Source organism: Rhodovulum sp. 12E13, assembly GCF_003340565.1.
Taxonomy (GTDB): domain Bacteria; phylum Pseudomonadota; class Alphaproteobacteria; order Rhodobacterales; family Rhodobacteraceae; genus HLUCCA09.
Genome location: NZ_QPLK01000006.1, coordinates 50321 through 69105, shown reverse-complemented (window position 1 = coordinate 69105; position 18785 = coordinate 50321). Strand labels below are relative to the sequence as shown.

14 protein-coding genes are annotated in these 18785 nt (G+C 70.0%); 6 read left to right on the top strand and 8 right to left on the bottom strand.

The genetic code is table 11. The features are described 5' to 3' along the window. Position 1: 1 nt before the first annotated feature. The 8 genes from bamA to pyrH all read right to left on the bottom strand — a co-directional run bounded on the left by bamA (position 2) and on the right by pyrH (position 9124). A complete protein-coding gene (bamA, locus tag DLJ49_RS07235) occupies positions 2-2311 on the bottom strand; it encodes an outer membrane protein assembly factor BamA (protein WP_115392871.1) in 2310 nt (769 codons plus the stop codon). A 386-nt stretch (positions 2312-2697) separates the two neighbouring features. Further along, complete coding sequence (locus DLJ49_RS22045; protein ID WP_199533323.1) at positions 2698-2838, bottom strand: hypothetical protein; 141 nt, start codon at positions 2836-2838, stop codon at positions 2698-2700. A gap of 165 nt (positions 2839-3003) precedes the next feature. Beyond that, on the bottom strand, positions 3004-4359 hold the full coding sequence (gene rseP, locus DLJ49_RS07230; protein ID WP_115392870.1) for an RIP metalloprotease RseP: 1356 nt from the start codon (positions 4357-4359) through the stop codon (positions 3004-3006). A 56-nt stretch (positions 4360-4415) separates the two neighbouring features. Beyond that, positions 4416-5618, bottom strand: coding sequence for a 1-deoxy-D-xylulose-5-phosphate reductoisomerase (dxr, locus tag DLJ49_RS07225; protein ID WP_115392869.1), 1203 nt, complete (start codon positions 5616-5618; stop codon positions 4416-4418). Then, a complete protein-coding gene (locus DLJ49_RS07220) occupies positions 5615-6424 on the bottom strand; it encodes a phosphatidate cytidylyltransferase (protein WP_115392868.1) in 810 nt (269 codons plus the stop codon). The genes dxr and DLJ49_RS07220 overlap by 4 nt, the downstream gene beginning before the upstream one ends. A 337-nt stretch (positions 6425-6761) precedes the next feature. Next, complete coding sequence (gene uppS, locus DLJ49_RS07215) at positions 6762-7538, bottom strand: polyprenyl diphosphate synthase (RefSeq protein ID WP_115392867.1); 777 nt, start codon at positions 7536-7538, stop codon at positions 6762-6764. Between the two features lie 59 nt (positions 7539-7597). Next, the gene (gene frr / locus DLJ49_RS07210) at positions 7598-8161 is read right to left on the bottom strand and encodes a ribosome recycling factor (protein WP_115392866.1); all 564 of its coding nucleotides are present in this window, start codon (positions 8159-8161) and stop codon (positions 7598-7600) included. A gap of 216 nt (positions 8162-8377) precedes the next feature. After that, on the bottom strand, positions 8378-9124 hold the full coding sequence (gene pyrH / locus DLJ49_RS07205; protein ID WP_115392865.1) for a UMP kinase: 747 nt from the start codon (positions 9122-9124) through the stop codon (positions 8378-8380). Between the two features lie 74 nt (positions 9125-9198). Between pyrH and miaA the strand changes: the two genes are divergently transcribed. The 6 genes from miaA (at position 9199) to DLJ49_RS07175 (ending at position 18537) form a co-directional block, all read left to right on the top strand. Beyond that, positions 9199-10107 (top strand): tRNA (adenosine(37)-N6)-dimethylallyltransferase MiaA, encoded by a 909-nt coding sequence (gene miaA / locus DLJ49_RS07200; protein ID WP_115392864.1) that lies wholly within the window; start codon positions 9199-9201, stop codon positions 10105-10107. A gap of 549 nt (positions 10108-10656) precedes the next feature. Next, positions 10657-11949 (top strand): AraC family transcriptional regulator, encoded by a 1293-nt coding sequence (locus DLJ49_RS22370; RefSeq protein WP_233488823.1) that lies wholly within the window; start codon positions 10657-10659, stop codon positions 11947-11949. A gap of 275 nt (positions 11950-12224) precedes the next feature. Continuing rightward, a complete protein-coding gene (locus DLJ49_RS07190) occupies positions 12225-13892 on the top strand; it encodes an ABC transporter substrate-binding protein (protein WP_115392863.1) in 1668 nt (555 codons plus the stop codon). A gap of 97 nt (positions 13893-13989) precedes the next feature. Further along, positions 13990-15048, top strand: coding sequence for an ABC transporter permease (locus DLJ49_RS07185; RefSeq protein WP_115392862.1), 1059 nt, complete (start codon positions 13990-13992; stop codon positions 15046-15048). A 12-nt stretch (positions 15049-15060) separates the two neighbouring features. Further along, complete coding sequence (locus DLJ49_RS07180) at positions 15061-16245, top strand: ABC transporter permease (RefSeq protein ID WP_115392861.1); 1185 nt, start codon at positions 15061-15063, stop codon at positions 16243-16245. A gap of 207 nt (positions 16246-16452) precedes the next feature. Then, on the top strand, positions 16453-18537 hold the full coding sequence (locus DLJ49_RS07175) for a dipeptide ABC transporter ATP-binding protein (protein WP_115392860.1): 2085 nt from the start codon (positions 16453-16455) through the stop codon (positions 18535-18537). Positions 18538-18785: the final 248 nt, after the last annotated feature.

Sequence of the window (18785 nt, the reverse complement as noted above, 5' to 3'; positions counted from 1 at the left end):
ATCAGAACCGGGTCGAGATGGTGAACTCGAAGTTCTGCTCCTCGTCGTAATCCTCTTTCATGAGGGCCCGAGAGAAGTTGAAGCGGAGCGGCCCGAGCGCGGTGTCCCAGAAGATCGAGAAGCCCGCCGCGGATCGCCAGATCAGGCTGTCGTCGACCTCGTCGTTGCCGTCGGGCCCGCCGGCCGTGTCGTCGAGCGACCAGACCGACCCGATGTCGTAGAACAGGCCGCCCGAAATGCCGTATTCCTCTGGCAGGCCGAGCGGGAAACCCGCCTCGAAGCGGGCGACGGCATAGAGGTTGCCTCCCAGCGGGTCCTCGTTCTCGACGGCGAGGTCGCGGGGGCCGAGGCCGTTGGGCTCGAAGCCGCGCATCTTGCGGGCGAGCGAAAAGCGCTCGGTCACGATCGAGCTGCCGCCCGAATAGGCGAGCGAGCCCGCCTCGAACTCCGCCAGAAGCGAGATTTCCTCGTTGAAGATCTCCCGCCTGCCGCGGGCGAGCAGCTCCGACCGGATGAAACTCGCGTCGTCGTCGCGCACGCCGAAATCCTGGCTGAAGCGCAGCTGGATGCTCGATGTCGGGTCGAGGCCGATGCGGCGGCTGTCGTAGGACAGGCTGTAGCCGACCGAGGCGGTGTAGAGGCCGCCCAGATCTTCCTCGGCGCGCAGGATGGCCGACGAGCCGGTATCGCCGGGTTCGTCGCTGTCGACCGGAAAGCCGAGATCGACGTTGAACACCTCGGCATAGCCGAGTTCGGTGCGCAGCTCCAGCCGGGTCGACTCGCTGATGGGAAAGGCGAGGCGCGGCGCGATGCCGGCGCGGCGTGTGTCGAAGCGGGTGAAGTTCTGCTCGCTCTCGCGGTAGAAGGCCGAGATGCCGAAGGTCAGGTCGCGCCCGAGAAAGGCCGGCTCGGCAAAGTTGAAGCCGAAGCTCGTCGTGTCGCCGGTGGCGTTGAGATCGAACGACAACGCCTGTCCGCGGCCGAGGAAGTTGCGCTCCGAGAAATTGACCGAGAAGCCGATGCCATCGACGCTCGAATAGCTCGCGCCGAAGCCCAGCGAGCCTGTGGGCTGCTCTTCCACGTCGACGTCGACGATCACCTGGTCGGGCGCGGTGCCCTCGCGGGTGTTCACGTCCGTCTCGGCGAAGAAACCGAGCGCCTCGATCCGCTCCGCCGCGGCGCGGATCTCGCGCGGGTTGAACGGGTCGCCCTCGACCACGTCGAACTGCCGCCGCACCACGCGGTCGAGCGTGGCGGTGTTGCCCTCGATGTCGATCCGCTCGACGAAGACGCGGGGGCCGCGCGTGAGCACGTAGTCGATATCGAGCGTCAGGTCGCGGTCGTTGCGCGTCACCCGCGGCTCGACGCGCACGAAGTTGCGCCCCTCGCGCACCGCCAGCCGCTCGAGCCGGGCGATGTCGCGCTCGACGAGGGCGGGGTTATAGGTGACACCCTCGCGCAGGCGGATCGCGTCGGCGTAGACGTCGGGGTCGATCGCCGCGATCTCGCTGCTCACGCCCACGTCGCCCACGCTGAATTGCTGTCCTTCCCGCACGGTGAAGGTAATGGCGAAGAAATCCCGCTCGCGGTCGACCTGGGGCGTGGCCGAGAGCACCTGGAAGTCGACGTAGCCGCGCGACTGGTAGAAGTCGGTCAGAAGCTGACGGTCGAAGTCGATGCGGTCCTCGATCAGGGTGTCGGCCCGGATGAAGGCGCGCAGAACGCCGGCCTGCTTGCTCTCGATCACCCGGCGCAGGCGACGGTCGGAATACGCGCGGTTGCCGACGAACGAGATCCGCTCGGTCTCGGTGACGCGGCCCTCCTGGATCTCGAACACGAGATCGACGCGATTCTCCGAACGGCGGATGATCCGTGGGGTGACGGATGCGGCCACCCGGCCCTGCTGGCGATAGCCCTCGGCGATCAGCGCGGCGTCGGCCTCGGCCTGGGCGGGCGAGTAGACCCGGCGCGAGCGCGACTGCACCACCTCGGCCAGTTCGTCGTCGGACAGCGAGCGGTTTCCCTCGAAGGCGATGAGATTGATCGTCGGGTATTCCTGCACCCGCACGACGAGCGTGCGGCCCTGCGGCACCACCTCGACCTCTTCGAAGAGGCCCGAGTTCTGCAGATTCTGGAGCGCGGAATTGACCTGGGCGGCGCCCACGGGCTCGCCCCGCGGAATACCGGCCAACTCGGCCACCGTGGCGGGCTGGATGCGCTGGGTACCCTCCACCTCGAGCCGGTCGAACACGAAGGATTGCGCGACGGCAAGGGCCGGTGCGACGGCGACGGCCGAGGCCAGAAGCGCCATCCGCAAGGAGGGGCGAGGTTGAACGGGCCGCGCCCCGCCGACCGATGCTCCGCCACGATCGCACATGTCGCTGCCCCCTCGCGCACCCCGACTGCCAGCTTGCTACCGGGCCTGCGGCGCCTTGTCAAAACGCCTCGGCACACCGGATGCAGGATCGGTGCAAAGCGGCATCCGGTCGACGGTCGATGCGCCCGCTGAGAGCTTGGGCCTTGGCCGGCCGCAGGAACTGGCGAACCCGCGCAACCCGTGGAACCGGGGGGGCCACGGACCGGGGCATCAGCGTCGGGCCGTCTGGGTCAGTCAGGCCAGGGGCGCCACGCCACAGCTTCCGGCTGAGGGGCGCCGGGGCGAGAGGAATGCCGGGAAAAGGGCAGCAGGCAAGGCCATCAGGGTGCCGGCGCGAACACCGTGCCCACACCCGCGCCGAGCGCGAGCGCCGCGGCGACTGTCGCGGCGTAGAGCAGCTTGTCGCCGTGCAAGTCGATGATCAGGCTGAGACTGCGGTAGCCCTGGGTCATGGTCTGCATGGATACGCTCCCTCGTTCGTCTGCGAGAGATCGCCCGCCAATGAGGCGGATTTTGGGCGCGATCCCGGCGCGTGAGCGGCGTATCGGGCGGCGTGTCGGGCGCTGCACCGGGGATCGGCAGCGTTCGGCCGGCGTGTCAGCGGCAGAGGTGGGCCGGCGCGCCGCTCAGGGGCAGAAGATGTCGTTGGTGATGGCGAACAGCATCAGCGCCAGCATCAGCGTCAGGCCCGCCCCCATCAGGATGCGCAACGCCTTGTCCGAGGGCGGGCGGCCGCGCAGCGCCTCGTAGGCGTGGAATACCAGGTGCCCGCCGTCGAGCACCGGGATCGGGAAGAGGTTGAGCAGCCCCACCGCCGTCGACAGCACGGCGATGAACCAGATGAAGCTCTGCGCCCCCTGGCTCGCCACCGCGCCCGACGCCTCGGCGATGCCGATCGGCCCCGACAGGTTGCAGGTCGAGATGGCGCCGGTGATCATGTGCCACAGCCCCGACAGGCTGCTTTCGATGATGAACAGCGTCTGGTTCACCCCGTAGCCCAGCGACTGGAACAGGCCCGGCATGGCGGTGGCCGGCTCGTAGGCGAGGCCCCCCGTCATCCCGATCAGCCAGCGCGTCTCGAACCCGCCATCGCCCGTGGGCAGATCGACCGAGCGGGGTGCGAGCGCGAATTCCAGCACCTCGCCGCCCGCGCCGTCGCGGTCGGGGCGCCACACGTCGAGCTGCAGCGCCCGGCCCTCCGATTCCGCAACGATCTCCTGCAGCTGGCGGAAGGCCGCGATCGACTCGCCGTCCACCGAGACGATCACGTCGCCGCGCTCCAGCCCGGCATCCATCGCCGCAGAGCGCGGCTGGACCTGGTCGATCAGCGGGGGGAAGGGATAGGCCGCCTCGACCTGCTGCACCCGGCCCTCGCGCTCGACCGTGTAGGACACGGTCGGCTCGGGGGGCAGCGCGTCGATGGCGGCGTAGAACTCCTCGTAGGTGCCGACCTCGGTGCCGCCCACCGCGAGCACCGTGTCGCCGGGGTGCAGCCGCTCCATCTCGGCGGGCAGCGGCTTGAGGTCGTCGATCACCACCGGCTCGCGCGGCGTGCCCTGCGCCATGCCGATCGCGCCGAAGACAAGGATGGACAGGACAAAGTTGAACGCGGGCCCCGCCGCGACCGTCGCCGCCCGCGCCCAGAGCGGCGCGCCGTGCATCGTGTGCCGTTTCTCGGCCTCGGGCAGCTCGTCGTAATCGTCGGCCGCCTTGTCGGAGGCGGCCGACGCGTCGCCGAGAAACTTGACGTAGCCGCCGAAAGGCAACGCCGCGAACTGCCATTTCGTGCCACGCCGGTCGGTGCGCGAGAACAGCACCGGGCCGAAGCCGATGGAAAAGACCTCGGCCTTGATACCCGACCAGCGCCCGACGATGTAGTGGCCGAACTCGTGCACCGCGACGATGATCGACAGCGCGACGACGAAGGCGGCGAGCGTCCAGATCAGGCCGCCAAAGGTCGGAATCAGGCTGGTGAGGTCCATGCGGTCGCGGCGTCCTTTCCTGGGGAACCCTGTCGAGCGGGCCCTGTCCTGCGGGGTCAGGCCGTGGTGGCCAGATCGGCCGCGGCCTCGGCCGCGCGCGCCCTTGCCAGATGGTCTGCCTGCCTGACAGCATCAAGGCTCAATCCGTCAGTTTTCAGGGCATTCTCGGCATCCATGCGCTCCAGCACGCGCTCGACCACCGGCCCCATGTCGGTGAAGCGGATGGCCCGATCGAGGAAATGGTCGAGCGCCGCCTCCTTGGCCGCGTTGAAGGCCGCGCCCGCCAGCCCGCCGGTCTGCATCACCTCGCGCGCCAGCCTGAGCGCCGGCCAGCGCGTCTCGCACGGTGCGCGGAAGGTAAGCGTGGCGATCTGCGCGAGGTCGAGCCGGGCCACCGGCAGGTGCCGCCGCTCGGGCCAGTTGAGCGCGTAGCCGATGGCGTGGCGCATGTCGGGCGGGCCGACATGCGCCATCAGCGCCCCGTCGCGGAAGCCGACAAGCGCGTGCACCAGGCTCTCGGGGTGCACGACGACCTCGATCCTCGCGGGGTCGATACCAAAGAACTCTTTTGTTTCTATGACTTCCAGCGCCTTGTTGAACATCGAGGCGGAATCGACGGTGATCCGCTGCCCCATGGCCCAGTTGGGATGGGTCGAGGCCTCTTCGGGCGTGGCGGCGGCGAGGCTCTCGAGCGGCCAGTCGCGGAAGGCCCCGCCGGAAGCCGTGATGACGATTCTTTCCACATCGCTCGAGCTTTCGCCCGCAAGCCCCTGGAATATCGCGGAATGCTCGCTGTCGACCGGCAGCACCCGCGCGCCGTGCCGCGCCGCCGTGCCCATCAGGAGCGGCCCCGCGGTGACGAGGCTCTCCTTGTTGGCGAGCGCCAGCGTCGTGCCCTGCTCGAGCGCGCGCAGCCCCGGAGCGAGCCCCGCCGCACCGACAATGGCCGACATGATCCAGTCCGCGGGGCGCGTCGCCGCCTCCTCGACCGCCTCCGGGCCGGCCGCGCTCGTGATGCCGGTGCCCGCGAGCCGCTCGCGCAGTTCGGCCAGGCACTCGGGCCAGCAGGTCACGGCGTGCGCGGCACCGAGCGCGACCGCCTGCTCGGCCAGCAGGCCGACATTGCGCCCGCCGGTCAGCGCGACCACCTTGAACCGCTCCGGCTCGCGCGCGATCAGGTCGACCGTGCTGACCCCGATCGAGCCGGTCGACCCGAAGATGGTGACGCGCCGCGGCGCGCGCTCGGCCTCGCCCCTCATATCCGCACCTCCGGCACATCGACGACCAGCGCCGTCAGCAGCATGAACAGCGCCGCCCCGAGCAGGCCGTCGAACCGGTCGAACAGCCCGCCGTGGCCGGGAATCAGCGCCGAGGAATCCTTTACCCCCATCCGCCGCTTCACGGCGGATTCGGCGATATCACCCATCTGGGAGGCGAAGGACAGCACCATGGAGATCAGTATCAGGTCTCGGCCCGCATCCGTGAATGCGAGAAATAGCGCACCCACCGCGCCCGCGCCGAGCCAACCCGCCACGGTGCCCGCCCACGTCTTCTTGGGGCTGACGCGCGGCCAGAACTTGGGACCGCCGATCAGGCGTCCGCCGAAATAGCCAAGGATGTCGGTCGCCACCACAACGAAGACCAGCCAGAACAGCCACGTGCCGCCATGAACCTCGCGGAAGGTCACCAGCCCCCAGCCCGCGGTGACGATGCCGAGCGCGAACAGGAAGAAGGTGAAGCGCTCGCGCGGCAGCGCCGCCGCCCCCAGTGCCGCGGGCACGAAGAGCAGCAGCAGGTGCCAGCCCGCATCGGTCGACAACAGCCCCGACAACACCGAGGCGGTGAGCGCCGCGAGCAGCATCGCCGCCACGTCGCCGGCGGGGCGAATCATGCGGGCCAGTTCCCACACCATGACGGCGGTGACGAAGACGGCGAGCATCTGGAACCAGACCCCGCCCAGCCGGATCGCCACGATTCCCAGAACGACCATGGCCGCGCCCGACGCCATGCGCGCCCGCAGGTCCGTCCAGCGGGAGGGGGATCGGCGCGGGTCGGTCTCGGTCATGGGGCCTCGGGCTCGCCGTGTCGTCGCCTCGACCTACCCCGCCCGGCGCGCGAGGAACAGGGGGCGCCGGTCTGCCCCGAGGGCACGGGGCAGCGCCGCACGGCCGGCGGCGGATGCGTATTTGGAACAGAAAGAAGGAGGAAGCGATCCGAGCGGGCGACACAGGGACCGCACCGGCGACACGGCCGCCCGAGAATGGCGCGACCGGCACGTGGCGCGCGGAGCACGCCGGGTGCGGGGCCGCTCGGCGAGGCCCGCCCGGCGCTCGGCCGGGGCGCGCCGGCCGTTCGCGGACACGGGCTCGGCGGCCGCGCGGGGCAGTGGCGCAGAGGGCTGTTCAGCCGCGCACGGCACCGAAACGGCGCTCGCGCGTGCCGTATTCGCCCACGATCCGCTCGAAATGGTCGGCGGTGAAGTCGGGCCAGAGGGTGTCGACGAACTCGTATTCTGCATAGGCCGACTGCCAGAGCAGGAAGTTCGAGATGCGCGCCTCGCCCGACGTGCGGATCACGAGGTCGGGGTCGGGCAGCGTGTGGGTGTCGAGAAAGCGCGCGAGCGTCTCGGCATCGACCGCGTCGGGCGCGATGCGGCCCGCCGCGACCTCGCGCGCGAGGCGGCGGGTGGCACGGGTCACCTCGTCGCGCCCGCCGTAGTTCAGGGCGACGGTAAAGTGGAGGGTGGCGTTGTCCTCCGTCAGCGCCTCGAGATCGTCCATCACCTGGACGAGCTTGGGCTCGAGCCGATCGCGATCGCCGATGAAGCGCACGCGCACCCCGTGTTCGACGAGGCGGCGGGCCTCCTTGGAAATGTAGCGGCGGAAGAGCGTCATCAGGCCCGCCACCTCGGCCTGGGTGCGCTTCCAGTTCTCTGTCGAGAAGGCGAAGACGGTCAGGTACCGCACGCCGAGCGCAGGACATGCCTCGACGACCTCGGCGGCGCGGCGGGCGCCCTCCTGGTGGCCGAACAGGCGCGGCCGCCCCCGCTGCTGCGCCCAACGGCCGTTGCCGTCCATGATGATGGCGACATGGCGGGGTCCGAAGGCGGGCTGCTCGCGGGCCGCGTCCTCGCCGCAGGGCGCGTCAGGCGGGAGAGAGAACGGCGCGGGGTCTGTCATTGAACGTCCTTCTGCGGCGAGCGGGAGGCGGCGGGCGTCGGCCGCCCGGTGCGCCGCCCTCAGACCTGCATGATCTCGGCCTGCTTGGCCTTGAGCGCCGCGTCGATGGCGGCGATATGCTCGTCCGTCATGGTCTGGATCTCGTCGGTCCAGACCTTTTCCTCGTCCTCGCCCATGCCGTCGGCGCGGGCCTTCTTGATCTGATCCATCCCGTCGCGGCGGACGTTCCGGACGGCGACGCGGGCGTTCTCGGCGTACTGCGCGGCGACCTTGGTCAGTTCCTTGCGGCGCTCCTCGTTCAGCTCCGGGATCGGCAGGCGGATGATCGTGCCGTCCACCACCGGGTTGATGCCGAGGCCAGAATCGCGGATCGCCTTCTCGACCTTGCCGACGAGCGACTTGTCCCAGACGTTGAGCGTGATCATGCGCGGCTCTGGCACGTTGACGGTTCCCACCTGGTTAAGGGGCGTCATCTGGCCATAGGCCTCGACCATGACCGGCTCGAGCATGCTGGCCGAGGCGCGGCCCGTCCGGAGCGAGGCGAACTCGTGCCGGAGCGCCGTCATCGCGCCGTCCATGCGGCGCTTGAGATCGTCGATGTCGGGATCTTCGTAGTCGGACATGCGCGCGTTCCTTTCCGCGTCTCGTTGGGTCACTGACTGCCCGCGGCGTCATAGCCGCAAGTGCATCCCTTGTATAGGCGCGATGGCAGTTCGCCTTGTCGGTGACGCCCCCGCGCCGCACCCCGCCGGGGCCGTCTCCGGGCGCGGCGCAAATTCCTTCCGAAAGGAATTTGCAAATCCCTTTGCAAGGGATTTGCCCGCGTCGCGACGGAGGCCCTAGTCCACGATCGTGTAGGTGCCCTGCCCGGCGACGATGCCGGCGAACCCGCCCGGCTCGTCGAGCGAGAAGACGATGATCGGCAGGTCGTTGTCGCGGGCCAGCGCGATCGCGGAGGCGTCCATCACCTTGAGGTGCCGGGCGAGGCAGTCGTCGTAGCTGACGCGGTCGAAACGGACCGCGTCGGCGTGCTGCATCGGGTCCTTGTCGTAGACGCCGTCGACCTTGGTGCCCTTGAAGATCGCCTCGCAGGCCATCTCGTTGGCGCGCAGCGTCGCCGCGGTGTCGGTGGTGAAATACGGGTTTCCTGTGCCGGCGGCGAAGATGCAGACGCGCTTCTTCTCGAGGTGGCGCACGGCGCGGCGGCGGATGTAGGGCTCGCAGATCTGGTCCATCGGGATGGCGCTGATCACCCGGGTGAAGACGCCCAGCGTCTCGAGCGCCGACTGCATGGCGAGCGCGTTCATCACGGTGGCCAGCATGCCCATGTAATCGGCCGTGGTCCGCTCCATCCCCTGCGCGGCGCCCGATAGGCCGCGGAAGATGTTGCCGCCGCCGATCACCATGCAGATCTCCACGCCGAGATCGTGGACGCTCTTCACCTCGCGGGCGATGCGATTCACGGTGGGCGGGTGCAGGCCGTAGCCCTGGTCGCCCATCAGCGCCTCGCCCGAGATCTTCAGCAGAACACGGGAATAGCGGGGCGGCGGCGTCGGTCGGGCCTCTGCTTCGGCGATCTCGCCCATGCGCGCGCTTCCCTCTTTCGTCCGGCGCTTCTGTGTCGGAAAAGCGCGTGGGCTTCAACCGTCAAGGAGCGTGCGTGCCCTCGCCCGAAGATCGGCCGCAGGACCGGCCGCCAGACCTCCCGCCCGCGCTGGCCGCCGTACCGGCCGACCGGCCGGTGATCATCGCGGGTCCGACGGCCTCGGGCAAGTCGGGCCTCGCGCTCGCGCTGGCCGAGCGGGCGGGCGGCGTGGTCGTCAACGCCGACGCGCTTCAGGTCTACGCGCACTGGCGGGTGCTGACGGCCCGGCCGGGGCCCGGGGAGGAGAGGCGCGTTCCCCACGCGCTGTACGGGCACGTGGCGCGCACCGCGCCCTATTCGGTCGGCCACTGGCTGCGCGAGGTGGCGCCGGTTCTATCCGGGCCGGAGCGGCCCATCGTCGTGGGCGGCACCGGCCTCTACCTCACCGCGGCGACCGAGGGGCTGGCGGAGATCCCCGAGGTGCCGGCAGAGGTGCGGGCGGAGGCGGAGGCGTTGTCGCCCGAGGCGCTGCGGGCGGGCCTCGACGCCGAAACCCTGGCGCGGATCGACAGCGCGAACCCTGCCCGGCTGCGGCGCGCCTGGGAGGTGCTGCGCGCCACGGGCCGGGGCCTCGCCCGATGGCAGGATGCGACGCCGCCGCCGCTTCTGCCGCCCGAGCGCGTCGCGACCTTCGTGATCGAGGCGCCGAAGGAGCGGCTGACCCCCCGGCTTGCCGCCCGCTTCGACGCGATGCTCGCGGGCGGGGCGCTCGAGGAAGTGCGCGCCGCCCTGCCCGGCTGGACCCCGCGCCGCCCGGGCGACCGGGCCATAGGCGCCGCGGAACTCGTCGCGCATCTGCGCGGCGAGATCACGCTCGAGGCGGCGCGCGAAGCCGCGATCGTGGCCACACGGCGCTATGCGAAGCGGCAGCGGACATGGTTCCGCGCCCGGATGAAGGGCTGGGACCGGCTGGCGATGCCATGAGGTGGCACCGGCACGCGATGGCCGAGGCCGGGGCACCGGCGCCGCACCTTTCCGCGCATGGAGGTCTCCGGAGTGATTCGGGCTTGATGCGACGCGCTCTTGGGGAGACCTTGCACGGGTTTCGACGCCGGCCGCCCGGCGCGCCCCCCGCGCCGACTGGCCAGCCCGCCCCGAACCGACCGGAGGTCGCCCATGCGCTCGCTGTTCTCTGCCCGGTCCTTCGCCGACCGCGCCGCCGCCCGCCGCGCGGAGCCGCCGCGCGACGACGCGGCTGCGCGGGAGCGGAGACCGTCGCGCGAGAGCTCCGGCGCGGCGGGTCGGCCCGCTACCCCCGGGGCTGCCTCCCCCGCGCCGGAAGAACCGGCCGCCGGGAGCGTCCGGGAGCCGCGCGATGCCGAGGCGCGGGGCATGGCCGAGGAACCCGCCGGTTTCGAGGGCCGCCCGCCGCGTCCGGGGATCTTCAGGGCGCCGGGCGCCCGCGCCCTCGCGCGCCCGCCCGCCCCTTCGGCGGAGTCGCTGCAGGCCCCGGCGCCCGCCTCCCGTTCGCAGATGCCGGTCCCGCCCCCGCAGGCCCGGCGAGACGTGGAAGGGGCCGGCGAAGGCACGCCCGAAACGCCGGCGGACCCGGCAGATGACCGAGCGTCGCCGGCGGTCGCGCCGGCCGCCCAGTCGCTCGCCGCTCCCGGCGTCGGGTCGGATTCCACCGACCTTTCGGGCGAGGGCGCCCAGCCTGTGCAGATCCGCCGCGAGGCGGAGACGCCGAGCGGCGGGGCGGCCGACCTCGACGGCGGCGCCGGCCGCGACCCGGATCGGAGCGCCACTGCCGCGCCGACCGGCGGCGAGCAACACCCAGCCGCCGAAAAGGCGGGGCCGGTCTCGGACACCGCCGCCCCGGCGGAGCCGAGCCCGGCCGACGCGCCGCGGCGACAGGCGGCACCTGTGCGGGCGGCGCCCCCCGCCGGCCGCGCGCCGGCACGGCCCGCCCGTCCGCTCGCCTCGGGCGCCTCGCCCCGCCCGCCCGAGGGGGCGCGGCCCACCGGCACGCTGCTCACCCCGCAGCCGCCCGAGGGCACGCTGCGCCTCGTGCCGTTGCAGGCGCTGGCCAAGGGCGGGCGCTGGCGGACCGAGGCGATGCGCTCCTACCGGATGCCGCTGATGCTGTGGTTCACCCGCGGGCAGGGCCGGATCACGGTCGCCGGTTTCACCCGCGGCTACGGCGCGCACAACGCCGTCTTCGTGCCGCCCCGCACGATGCACGGCTTCGAGGTCACGGCGCAGGTCTACGGCACGGCGGTCTTCTTCGAGGAGGCGCCGAGCCTTCCCCTTCCCGGACACCCGGTCCACCTGCGGGTGCGCGATGCGATGGCGCAGGGCGAGATCACGACGATTCTCGAGCAGCTCGGCCGCGAGATCGAGGGCGACCGCCCGCTGCGCGCACGCGCCATCCACCACCACGCCGGGCTCATGTCGGTCTGGCTCGACCGGCAGATCGCCGTGGCCGACGACGCGCGCCCCGACACGGCCAGCCTGCGGCTGGTGCGCCGCTTTACCGAGGCGGTGGAGGCGCAACTCTACACCGGCCAGGGCGTGGGCGACTACGCCGAGGCGCTCGGCGTCACGCCGACCCACCTCTCCCGCGTCTGCCGCGAGACCTGCGGGCGCTCGGCCTCCGACATCCTCGCCGACCGGGTGACCTTCGAGGCGCGGCGGCTGCTCGCCGAGACGACGCTGCCGGTCAAGCAGGTGGCGCAGATCCTCGGCTACGGCTCGGCGGCCTATTTCACCCGCGCCTTCCAGAACCGCACCGGGCAGACGCCGACGCAGTTCCGCTCGGCCGCGTGATCGCCCCGTGCAGCCCCGGTCGCGCGCCCCTCTGCCGCCCGTGGCGCGGGCCCGGCAGAGGCGTGCCGATGTCGTTTTTGTCGCATCGACCCGTCGTTTCCAGACCTCGCGTCGCCAATCGCGGCGGTTGACGCCCGGCCGTTAATGGGGCCGAATACCTGTCGATACCCTGCGCGACGCGGCGGAGATCCGCCCTGCGGTCGGCGTGCGGGGTTTCCGGCCCGGGCCGGCAACATGCGAGACTGTCCAGGACAGTTGGTGACAGGGAGAGAACCATGACGAAGTCGATCGACACGGGGCGGCGCGTGCACCCCGGTGCGGAGATGTACGCCCGCGAGCACCTGGCCGGAAAGCTGAGCCGCAGGGAGTTCCTGACCCGGGCCACCGCGCTCGGCGTGACGGCGGCAGGCGCCTACGCGCTGATCGGCGTGCCCCGGCCCGCGCAGGCGCAGCAGACGCCGGTGCAGGGCGGGACGCTGCGCATCCAGACCAGCGTGAAGGCGATGAAGGAGCCGCGCGCCTACGACTGGTCCGAGGTCGGCAACCAGTCGCGCGGATTCCTCGAGTATCTCGTCGAATACCAGCGCGACGGCTCGTTCCGGGGCATGCTGCTGGAAAGCTGGGAGGCCAACGAGGACGCGACGCAATACATCCTCAACGTCCGGCCCGGCGTGACCTGGAACAACGGCGACCCCTTCACCGCCGAGGACGTGGCGCGCAACATCCGCGGCTGGTGCGACACCGCGATGGAAGACAACTCGATGGCCGCGCGCATGACCGGCCTGATCGACCCCGACACCGGCCAGGCCCGCGAGGGCTCGGTCGAGGTGGTCGACGACCTGACCGTGCGGCTCAACCTGTCGTCGCCCGACATCTCGGTGATCGCCAACATGTCGGACTACCCGGCCGCGATCACCCATGCGAGCTACGACGGCGGCGACGTCTTCGACCACGGCATCGGCACCGGACCGTTCCGCCCCGTCGAGATGGAAGTGGGCGTGCGCGCTGTGATCGAGCGCGCGACCGACCACACCTGGTGGGGCACCGAGGTCTATGGCGGCCCCTATCTCGACCGGATCGAGTTCATCGACTACGGCACCGACCCGGCCGCGTGGCTGGCGGCCGCCGAATCGGGCGAAGTCGACCTGCTCTATGAATCCGTCGGCGATTTCATCGACATCCTCGACGGCATCGGCTGGACCCGCACCGAGACGGTCACCGCCGCCACGCTCGTCTTCCGCACCAACCAGGTCGCCGAGGTCGGCGGCCGCGTGCCCTACGCCAATGTCGACGTGCGCAAGGCGCTGGCTCTGGCCGTCGACAACGCGACCGTGCTCGAGCTCGGCTATTCCGATCGCGGCACGGTGGCGGAAAACCACCATGTCTGCCCGATCCACCCCGCCTATGCCGATATCGGCCCCGCGCCCTTCGACCCGGCCACGGCGAAGGAGATGATGGACGCGAGCGAGTTCGCCGATTTCGAGCACGAGCTGATCACCGTCGACGACGAGTGGGAGCGCAACTCGGGCGCAGCCGTTGCCGCGCAGATCCGCGACGCGGGCATCAACATCCGCCACACGGTTCTGCCCGGCGCCACCTTCTGGAACGACTGGACGAAATACCCGTTCAGCGCCACCAGCTGGAACCACCGGCCCCTCGGCGTGCAGGTCATGGCGCTGGCCTACCGCTCGGGCGAGGCGTGGAACGAGAGCGCCTATGCCAGCCCCGAGTTCGACGCGCTGATGGCCGAAGCCCTGTCGATCGCCGACGCCGACGCGCGGCGCGAGGTGATGGCCAAGATCGAGCAGAAGATGCGCGACGACGCGGTCATCATCCAGCCCTACTGGCGGTCGCTCTACAATCATCACAACGGCAACGTCGTGAACGCCGAGAAGCACCCGTCGCACGAGTTCCATCTCTACAGCTTCGGCTTCGCCTCCTGACGCGGCCGGGCGGCCGGGGCACCACGCCCCGGCCGCCCGTTCGCCCCCCTGACCGGGGGCCGCGCCCCACGCGGCCGCCCTACCGACAGGAGTGCCCATGGCCCTGTTCATCCTGCGCCGTCTCGGCGTGATGCTCCTGACCATTCTCTGCCTGACCTTCGTCGTCTTCTTCCTGACGAACCTCCAGCCCAACCTCGAGAAGCTGGCGAAGACGCAAGGCAACATGCGGATGACCGACGAGCAGGTGGAGATCTGGCTCGCCAACCGCGGCTACGACCGACCCGTGTTCGTGCGTTACGGCGAGTGGCTCGGGGTTCTGCCGGGATGGGTGGGCGAGACGTCGCAGGGCGAGCCGGTGGGCCGCTGCACGGCGGAGGGGATGCCGCCGCTGGCCGAGGGCGAGGCGCCGCCGGCCTTCTGCGGGGTCCTGCAGGGCAACTGGGGATGGTCGACCGTGTTCCGCGCCCCTGTGGGCGAGATCATCTCGACCCGCCTCGGCCTGACCGGCATCCTGATGTTCTGGGTGATGGTGGTGATGGTGCCGATGGCGCTGCTGATCGGGGTGCTGGCGGGCATGCGCGAGGGGTCGCGCACCGACCGTTCGCTCTCGACCGTCTCGATCATCTCCACCGCCACGCCCGAATACGTCTCGGGCGTCATCCTGATCGCCGTCTTCGCCTCGTCGGCCGTGGGCCTGCGATGGTTCAACGGCACCGCGACGAGCGCGATGGAGAACGTGACGTTCCAGAACTTCACGCTGCCGGTCGTCACCATCGCCCTCTACGGCATGGGCTACATCGCGCGGATGACGCGGGCCTCGATGACCGAGGTGATGACCGCGCAGTACATCCGCACCGCGCGGCTGAAGGGCGTGAGCTTCCGCAACATCGTGATGAAGCACGCGCTGAGGAACGCGCTGATCGCTCCCTTCACGGTGATCATGCTGCAGTTCCCCTGGCTGCTGAACGGCGTCGTGATCGTCGAGACGCTGTTCAACTACAAGGGCTTCGGCTGGACCCTGGTGCAGGCGGCCGGCAACAACGACATCGAGCTGCTGCTCGCGGTCTCGGTCGTCTCGGTCATCGTCGTGCTGGTGACGCAGCTGATCTCGGATATCGGCTACGTCTACCTCAACCCCCGCATCCGGATCTCGTGAGGAGCGACTGACATGGAACCGCTCGGCTGGGGCGCCATCGCCGCCCAGGTGTTCGTCCAGTTCACGCCTGTCTGGATCGGGATGGTCGCGGTCTTCGCGGCGTCGATCGCCTTCAAGCGGCGGCTTGGCCTCTACGGCAAGCTGTTCGATTCCACGATTGGCATGATCGGATTCGCTCTGGTGCTGTTCTGGGTCTTCACCGCGATCTTCGCCGACGGCATCGTCACCCACGACCCGCTCGCGCAGGTCTCGGGGCTGAAGAACGCCGTCCCCGGCAGCCCGGTGCCGGAGGGCACCGAAGGCGGCGCCTACTACCTGCTCGGCGGCGACAACCTCGCGCGCGACGTGTTCAGCCGCATGGTGGCGGGCTCCACCGTGGTGATGCAGATCGCGCCGCTCGCCACCCTGTTCGCGTTCATGGTCGGCATCACGCTGGGCCTGCCGGCGGCCTATTACGGCGGGCGGCTCGACACGGTGCTGTCGTTCCTCGCCAACCTGATCCTCGCCTTCCCCGTCATCCTGCTCTTCTACCTGCTGGTGACCCCCGAGATCGTGCAGACGGGGCTGCCCTCGTTCATGGCGATGGTGCTGTTCCTGTTCCCGCTCATCTTCCTCGGCGTGCTGTTCAACTCGCGCTTCTACACCCAGCCTGCCAAGCAGAAGGTGTACCTCGCCGGGATCGCGGGGATCGGCGGCCTGCTCTACCTGTCGCTCATCAGCCAGGACCGCACGCCGATCGACTTCTGGCCCGACGCGCTCGACCTCTTCGACATTCCCGGCGGCATCCTGATCGTCTTCGTCGCGGTGGTGTTCGTGAACTCGCCCACCGTGTTCCGGATCGTGCGCGGCATCGCCCTCGACGTGAAGACGCGCGACTATGTCGCCGCCGCCCAGACCCGCGGCGAGGGCCCGTGGTACACCATGCTGTGGGAGATCCTGCCCAACGCGCGCGGGCCGCTGATCGTCGATTTCTGCCTGCGCATCGGCTACACCACGATCCTGCTCGGCACGCTGGGCTTCTTCGGCCTCGGCCTGCCGCCCGAGTCCCCCGACTGGGGCACGACGATCAACGACGGCCGGCGGCTGCTGTCGATCTACCCCCACCCCGCCATCGTGCCCGCCGTGGCCCTGATGACGCTGGTGCTGGGGCTCAATCTGCTGGCCGACGGCCTGCGCGAAGAGAGCCTGAGGGACTGACCATGCACAGGCCGCCCCGCCCGACCACGACCGACAGGACCGGGGGGCCAGCCCCCCGGACCCCCCGGGATATTTCGAGCAAGAAGAAGACTGGAGCGCGAGCGCCAGCCCCTTCTTCTTGCTGAAAATATCCTGCGGGGGTCCGGGGATGCAAAACCCCCGGTCCGCCCCTTGCACCAAGAGCCACCGCCCGCCGAGGAGCACGCCATGGCCACCCCCGATTACGACGGTCCCATCCTCGAGATCGAGAACCTCTCGATCTCGTTCTTCACGCGCCTGCGCGAGATCCCCGCGGTGATGGACTTCTCGACCGTGGTGCAGCCGGGCGAGGCGATGGGACTCGTGGGCGAGTCGGGCTGCGGCAAGTCCACCGTGGCGCTCGGCGTGATGCAGGACCTCGGCGTGAACGGGAGAATCGTGGGCGGCTCGATCAGGTTCAAGGGGCGCGACCTGAACGAGATGAACGACGACCAGCTGCGCAGGATCCGCGGTCGCGAGATCGCCATGATCTACCAGGAACCCATGGCCTCGCTGAACCCCGCCATGAAGATCGGCAAGCAGCTCATGGAAGTGCCGATGATCCACGAGGGGCTCGGCGAGAAGGAGGCCTGGCAGCGTGCGCTGGAGGTGGTGAGCGACGTGCGCCTGCCCGACCCCGAGCGCATTCTCAAGTCCTTCCCCCACCAGCTGTCGGGCGGGCAGCAGCAGCGCATCGTCATCGCCATGGCGCTGATGTCGAAGCCGTCGCTGCTGATCCTCGACGAGCCCACCACCGCCCTCGACGTGACGGTGGAGGCGGCCGTCGTCGATCTCGTGAAGGCGCTGGGCGAGAAATACGGCACCTCGATGCTGTTCATCTCGCACAATCTCGGGCTCGTGCTCGAGACCTGCGACCGGATCTGCGTGATGTATTCGGGCGAGGCGGTCGAGACGGGCTCTATCGAGGACGTGTTCGACAAGATGCGCCACCCCTACACGCAGGCGCTCTTCCGCTCGATCCCGCTGCCCGGCGCCGACAAGAACGCCCGCCCCCTGCGCGCGATCCCCGGTAACTTTCCGTTGCCGCACGAGCGCCCGCCGGGCTGCAACTTCGGCCCCCGGTGCGACTATTTCGAGGCGGGGCGCTGCGACAAGGGCGAGATCCCCATGTACACGGTCGAGGGCGACGACCGTCACGAGACGCGCTGCGTGCGCTTCTCCGAGATCGACTGGAACGCGCCGGTGGAACTGGCCGACACCCACGAGGGAGGCCGCATCGGGGATCCGGTGCTGAAGATCGACGAGCTGAAGAAATACTACGAGGTCAGTGCCAACGCCCTGTTCGGCGGCGGCCACAAGAAGGTGGTCAAGGCCAACGAGACGATCAGCTTCGAGGCGCGCGAGGGCGAGACGCTGGCCATCGTCGGCGAGTCGGGGTGTGGCAAGTCGACCTTCGCCAAGGTGCTGATGGGGCTGGAGACGGCGACCGACGGCACGATCACGCTCGAGAACAGGTCGATCGGCGACGTGCCGATCGAGGCGCGCGACACGGGCACCATCTCGTCGGTGCAGATGGTGTTCCAGAACCCGTTCGACACGCTGAACCCCTCGATGACCGTGGGCGCGCAGATCATCCGGGCGCTGGAGATCTTCGGCTACGGCGGCACGGTGGCCGAGCGGCGCGAGCGGATGCTGGAGCTGCTCGACCTCGTGAAGCTGCCGCGCGAGTTCGCCGACCGGATGCCCCGGCAGCTCTCGGGTGGACAGAAGCAGCGGGTGGGCATCGCCCGCGCCTTCGCCGGCGGCGCCAAGGTGGTGGTGGCCGACGAGCCGGTCTCGGCGCTCGACGTGAGCGTGCAGGCCGCCGTCACCGACCTGCTGATGGAGATCCAGCGCAAGGAGAAGACCACGCTCTTGTTCATCAGCCACGACCTGTCGATCGTGCGCTACCTCTCCGACCGGGTGATGGTGATGTATCTGGGCCACGTGGTCGAGATCGGCTCGACCGACCAGGTCTTCACGCCGCCCTACCACCCCTACACCGAGGCGCTGCTTTCGGCGGTGCCAATCGCCGACACCTCCGTATCCAAGGAGCATATCGTGCTCGAGGGCGAGATCCCCTCGGCGATGAACCCGCCGCCGGGCTGCCCTTTCCAGACGCGCTGCCGCTGGAAGTCGAAGGTGCCGGGCAATCTCTGCGACACCGAAGTGCCGCCGATGGTGACGCTCTCCGAGGGGCACCAGATCAAGTGTCACCTGCCGCAGGCGGAACTCGACCAGATGCAGCCGGTGATCAAGATCGCGGCCGAGTGACGGCCCGGGCCAGTGCTTTCAGAGCACGTCGCGGGCGGCCCGAGCATCGCCGCCAACTCACGCTCTTTTCGGACCTGTCCGGCACTGGCGCAACTTGCGCACCACACGGCGGGGGATGGCGAAGGCAAGGCGGCAGGCCACCCCTACGCGGCAGGCACCTCCACCAGGTGGGTCCCGATGGCAGACTCGGCACGACGAGCGCGCGGCCCCGGAGCAGACGCGCAGCAGGCATGCGCGCGGTGGTGAAA

Excerpts from the sequence above, each read along its gene's own strand:
- bamA (WP_115392871.1), bottom strand. The coding sequence starts at position 2,311 with ATGGCGCTTCTGGCCTCGGCCGTCGCCGTCGCACCGGCCCTTGCCGTC.
- DLJ49_RS22045 (WP_199533323.1), bottom strand. The coding sequence starts at position 2,838 with ATGCAGACCATGACCCAGGGCTACCGCAGTCTCAGCCTGATCATCGAC.
- rseP (WP_115392870.1), bottom strand. The coding sequence starts at position 4,359 with ATGGACCTCACCAGCCTGATTCCGACCTTTGGCGGCCTGATCTGGACG.
- dxr (WP_115392869.1), bottom strand. The coding sequence starts at position 5,618 with ATGAGGGGCGAGGCCGAGCGCGCGCCGCGGCGCGTCACCATCTTCGGG.
- DLJ49_RS07220 (WP_115392868.1), bottom strand. The coding sequence starts at position 6,424 with ATGACCGAGACCGACCCGCGCCGATCCCCCTCCCGCTGGACGGACCTG.
- uppS (WP_115392867.1), bottom strand. The coding sequence starts at position 7,538 with ATGACAGACCCCGCGCCGTTCTCTCTCCCGCCTGACGCGCCCTGCGGC.
- frr (WP_115392866.1), bottom strand. The coding sequence starts at position 8,161 with ATGTCCGACTACGAAGATCCCGACATCGACGATCTCAAGCGCCGCATG.
- pyrH (WP_115392865.1), bottom strand. The coding sequence starts at position 9,124 with ATGGGCGAGATCGCCGAAGCAGAGGCCCGACCGACGCCGCCGCCCCGC.
- DLJ49_RS22370 (WP_233488823.1), top strand. The coding sequence starts at position 10,657 with ATGCCGGTCCCGCCCCCGCAGGCCCGGCGAGACGTGGAAGGGGCCGGC.
- DLJ49_RS07190 (WP_115392863.1), top strand. The coding sequence starts at position 12,225 with ATGACGAAGTCGATCGACACGGGGCGGCGCGTGCACCCCGGTGCGGAG.
- DLJ49_RS07185 (WP_115392862.1), top strand. The coding sequence starts at position 13,990 with ATGGCCCTGTTCATCCTGCGCCGTCTCGGCGTGATGCTCCTGACCATT.
- DLJ49_RS07180 (WP_115392861.1), top strand. The coding sequence starts at position 15,061 with ATGGAACCGCTCGGCTGGGGCGCCATCGCCGCCCAGGTGTTCGTCCAG.
- DLJ49_RS07175 (WP_115392860.1), top strand. The coding sequence starts at position 16,453 with ATGGCCACCCCCGATTACGACGGTCCCATCCTCGAGATCGAGAACCTC.